Below are 1,318 nucleotides of genomic sequence, written 5' to 3' on the forward strand. Positions count from 1 at the left end.
TAGTTTAGCCCCCAATAAGTTCGGAGTGTTATTATGAATTTCAAATAATACATTTGAAACATGAAATACAAGAAATGGAGCTTAGCAGAGAAGCTGGAAATCCTGGGTAAATCAGAGGAATTGGGGATTGTAGAAGCTTGCCGTAAATACAGCGTGAGCACCGGCACTTTCTATAGTTGGAAGAAGAAGCATGAGTCCAAAGGCGAAGCAGGTTTGAAGGTTACATACGATGACCGTAGCAAAGAACTGAAGAAAGCTGAGGAAGAGAACAGGATACTGCGCAAACTTTTGAGCAACAAGGAAATCGAACTGGAAATCCAGCGTGAACTCTTAAAAAAAAAGTTTGGGACATCCGATCCAAGAAAGATTTAGTGGACAGGGTTCATCAGCATTATAGGATCAGTAAAGCAAAGGTAATCAGCATGGTAGGGATGGTTCACAGCAGTTATTACCGTACACCCAGTTTGGGGTCAAAGGGCAACAGACCCAGTGAGCTCACTTACAACCGGACCAAGGGATGGGTCAGTCAAAAAGGCGTGGTTGATTCCGTAAAGGCTTTTTTGAGCCATGAGTTCATAGACTGTGGATACCGTCTGATGACTGCATACTTGCAAAAAGATGGCTATGAGATCAACCATAAAAAGCTTTACAGGATCATGAAGGAAGAGGGTCTGCTGAAGCTGGAAAACCGGATAAGCAGAAGTGGTTCGGGGCGCAAGTTTGTGAAATTCAGAAAAGTAGTGACCTGCAGACCTTTCCAGTGTCTGGAGATGGACATAAAGATGGTCTGGATCCCGAACGCCGGCAAGAATGCGTACCTGCTTTCTATAATAGATGTACACACACGGAGGATACTGAAGGACTATTTCTCTTTTAGCATCAAGCAGGCAAAAGTGATAGCGTTTCTCTCCAGTATGTTCTCAGATTACCAGCACCCGGAAACTGTTGTGATAAGAAGTGACAACGGAAGCCAGTTCATCGCTAAAAGCGTCCGTGGGTATCTTGGGATGATTGGAGTCGAACAAGAGTTCACACATGTGGCCACACCGGAGGAAAATGCCCACATTGAAGCTTACCACGGCATACTGAAAAAAGAACTGTTCGGAAGAGTGGACTACAGAACCTTTGGAGAAATCGAACAGATACTGAAAAGATATGTGCTTTTCTACAACAACGAAAGGTTACACGGGTTGTTGGGACGGATAACACCAATGGAGAAATGGGACCAGCATAAACACACAATTTTAATGAGAAAATTAACCGCATAATTAATCTTTGAAATTTAAAAGAATACTCTTGTTTTATAGGGGTCAAAACA

2 protein-coding genes are annotated in these 1,318 nt (G+C 42.9%); both read left to right on the top strand.

Translation table 11 applies throughout. The annotated features are described in order from the left end of the window. Window positions 1-60: 60 nt before the first annotated feature. Window positions 61-372 carry a transposase gene (locus ABIB40_RS20640; RefSeq protein ID WP_354361842.1) on the top strand — a complete coding sequence of 104 codons (312 nt, stop codon included), beginning with the start codon at window positions 61-63 and terminating at the stop codon, window positions 370-372. Then, entirely contained in the window at window positions 372-1,268 is an 897-nt protein-coding gene (locus ABIB40_RS20645) for an IS3 family transposase (RefSeq protein WP_354361844.1), read from the top strand. The genes ABIB40_RS20640 and ABIB40_RS20645 overlap by 1 nt, the downstream gene beginning before the upstream one ends. Window positions 1,269-1,318: the final 50 nt, after the last annotated feature.

This window comes from Pedobacter sp. UYP30 (genome assembly GCF_040547165.1).
Taxonomy (GTDB): Bacteria; Bacteroidota; Bacteroidia; order Sphingobacteriales; family Sphingobacteriaceae; genus Pedobacter.

Bases quoted from the DNA above. Each gene is read 5' to 3' on its own strand.
- ABIB40_RS20640 (WP_354361842.1), top strand. From the start codon at position 61: ATGAAATACAAGAAATGGAGCTTAGCAGAGAAGCTGGAAATCCTGGGT.